The 3055-nt window shown below is 74.1% G+C and carries 1 protein-coding gene; it reads right to left on the minus strand.

Annotated elements, in window-relative coordinates; translation table 11 throughout:
- The coding region (dnaE, locus tag HMPREF3105_RS07520; protein WP_070709085.1) for a DNA polymerase III subunit alpha at positions 1-3055 on the minus strand (3055 nt) is incomplete at both ends.

Here is a 3055-nt window from a genome sequence, read left to right on the forward strand (position 1 = left end):
GGCTGCTGCGGCGCGCGGCGGCGGCTCGGCGGTCCGCCGCGAGCCAGTCCCGCCACTGCTGCCGGGTGGCGTCCAGGTAGTCGGGGTCCGGGAGCGTCTCGGGCCGGTGCAGGTCCCAGGCGCGCACGGCCTGGACGGACACGGCCCGGTCGCCGGTGCGCCGGACGGTGCCCTCGATCAGCAGGAGGCGGGCGGAGAAGAGCATCTCCCCGGAGGCGTGCTGGGCCTCCGTGAAGAAGGAGGCGTCCACGCAGCCGGTGCCGTCGTCCACGGAGAGGAACACCACCCGCTTGCCGCTGCGCATGGGCGGGGTCTGGGTGGCCACGCGCACCCCGGCCACGAGCACCCGGGACTGCGTGCGCAGCCCGAGCAGGTCCTTCGCCCGGGTGACGCCGAGCGCGTCCAGGTACGGGGCGTGGGAGTCCATGAGGTGGGCGGTGACGTCCAGGGCGGTGAGCTCCAGCTCGGTGCGGACCCGGGCGGCCGGGGCCGGGTCCGGGAAGAGCGGGGCGAGGGCGGTGAGCTCGGTGTCCGGCAGGTCCAGGGCCAGCTGGCCCTCCACCTGCCGTGGACGGGCGGACCGCGAGCGCGGGGCGGTGCGGCCGGGGGCGGTGCCGTGGGTGGTGGAGTGCTGGAGTTCGAGGTGGTGGACGAGGTCGATGCGGGAGGCGCCGCCGGGTGGGAGGAGGCAGTCGAGGGCGCCGAGCTGGGCGAGGCGTTCGAGGTTGCGGGCGGTGGGGCGGGCGCGGTCGCGGACGTCGGCGAGGGAGCGGTAGGGGCGGCCGGCGTCGAGGCGGTCGGTCTCGGCTTCGCTGAGTCCGGAGAGGCTGGTGAGGGGCAGGCGGATGCCCCAGCGGCCGGGGGCGCCGTCGTCGATCTCGGGGTGGGCGGGGACCCATTCGACGTGGACGTGGCGGGAGGAGGCGTTGACGTCCACGGGGAGGACGGGGATGCCCATGCGGCGGGCCTCGGCGACCATGAGGCGGGCGGGGTACATGCCGGGGTTGTGTTCGAGGATGGCGGCCATGAAGGCGGCGGGGTGGTGGGTCTTGAGCCAGGCGGAGTGGTAGGTGGGGACGGCGAAGGCGGCGCCGTGGGCCTTGCAGAAGCCGAAGGAGCCGAAGGCGGAGAGGGTGGCCCAGACCTCGTCGATGACTTCGAGGGAGTAGCCGCGGGCGAGGGCGCCGGTGCGGAAGGCCTCTTCGACGAGGTGTTCCTGCGGGCCGCCGAGGAGGCGGCGGTGCTCGTCGGCGCGGGCCAGTCCGCAGCCGGTCATGACGTCCATGGTGCGCAGGACCTGTTCGTGGAAGACGGTGACCCCGTGGGTCTCGGCGAGGACGGGCCGCAGGTCGGGGTGCGGGTAGTGGGCGGGTGCCCAGCCGTGCCGCTGTTCGAGGAAGGGTCGGACCATGTCGGACTGCATGGGGCCGGGGCGGAAGAGGGAGATGTCCACGGTGAGGTCGTTGAACTCGCGGGGGGCGAGTTTGCCGACGAGTTCGCGCTGGCCCGGGGACTCGATCTGGAAGCAGCCGAGGGTGTGGGTGGTGCGGATCATCGCGTAGGTGGCGGGGTCGTCGAGGGGCACCTGTTCGAGGTCGATGCGCTCGCCCGTGGTGCGTTCGACCTCGGCGATCGTGTAGGCGATGGCGGACTGCATGCGCACGCCGAGGATGTCGAGCTTGAGGAAGCCCATGGGGTCCATGTCGTGCTTGTCGAACTGGCTCATGGGCAGGCCCATGCCGGAGGGTTGGACGGGGGTGCGGTGCAGCAGGGTGGCGTCGCCGAGGATGACGCCGCAGGGGTGCATGGAGATGTGGCGGGGCAGGCGGTCGAGGCGTTCGGTGAGGTCGACGAGCAGGTCCAGCTGGCGGTCGCCCTCGGCGCGGCCGGACTCGATGCGGCGGGAGAGGCCGCCGAGTTCGGGCATGCGCTGGAGGGCCTCGCGGAAGTTCGAGGCGGAGAAGCGCCAGAGCTGCTTGGCGATGGCGTCCACCTCGGGTTCGGGCATGCCGAGGGCGAGGCCGGCGTCGCGGACGGCGCCGCGGGCCCGGTAGGCGTTCTGCATGCTCATGAGGGTGGTGCGCTCGGCGCCGAAGCGATCGACGACGGCGTGGTAGATCTCGTGGCGGCGGGCGGACTCCACGTCGATGTCGATGTCCGGGAGGGTGGAGCGGTCGGTGGAGAGGAAGCGCTCCATGATCAGGCCGTTGGCCATGGGGTCGACATGGGAGATGCGCAGGGCGTGGTTGACGAGGGAGGAGGCGCCGGAGCCGCGGGCGGCCACGCGGATGCCCATGCCCTCGATGAGGTCGACGACGGCGGCCACGGTGAGGAAGTAGGAGGAGAAGCCGAGTCGGGTGATGATGCCGAGCTCGTGTTCGGCGCGGTCCTGCAGGTCCCGGGCCGCCTGGCTGGTGCCGGGGAGGCCTCCCCCGGTGTGGAGGTGGGGGTAGCGGGCGAGGAGGCCGGTGCGGGTGCGCGCGCGCAGCACGTGCTCCGGGGGGCCGTCGATGCCGATGACGGCGGCCTCGGGGACGCGGGGCACGCCCCAGCCGAGGTCGGTCTCGGGGTCGAGCGCGCAGGCCTCGGCGAGGCGGCGGGTGGCCTCGAGCAGGGGGGCAGGGCGGTCGTCGGCGGCGGAGGCGACCTCGTGGGCGATGCGGTGCATGGCGGCGGTGGACTTGAGCCAGCCCTGCCCGTTGGGTTGCAGGTCGTGGAGGGCGTCGAGGGAGCTGAGGGCACGGACGGCGTCGAGGACGTCCGCGGTGGCGGCACCGTCCGGGGCCGCGTAGCGCACGGCGTTGGTCAGGACGGCGGGGATGCGGGCCTGGCGGGCGGCGCGGAGGGTCTTCACGGCGTGCCCGGTGTCGAGGCGGCGGCCGGGGGCGGAGAGGTGGGTGACGACGTCGGCGTGGGGGCTGCCTGCGGGCAGGGCCGCCTTCCAGCGGCGCAGGGCGGCGAGGCCGGCCGCGTACCGGCGGCGGGCCAGGTGGCGGCCGACGTCCGAGTCCGGGCCGAGGAGGACGAACAGCTCGGGGGTGGGCGGGTTGTCTCG

The sequence above is a fragment of the Micrococcus sp. HMSC31B01 genome, from assembly GCF_001816085.1.
Lineage (GTDB): Bacteria > Actinomycetota > Actinomycetes > Actinomycetales > Micrococcaceae > Micrococcus > Micrococcus luteus.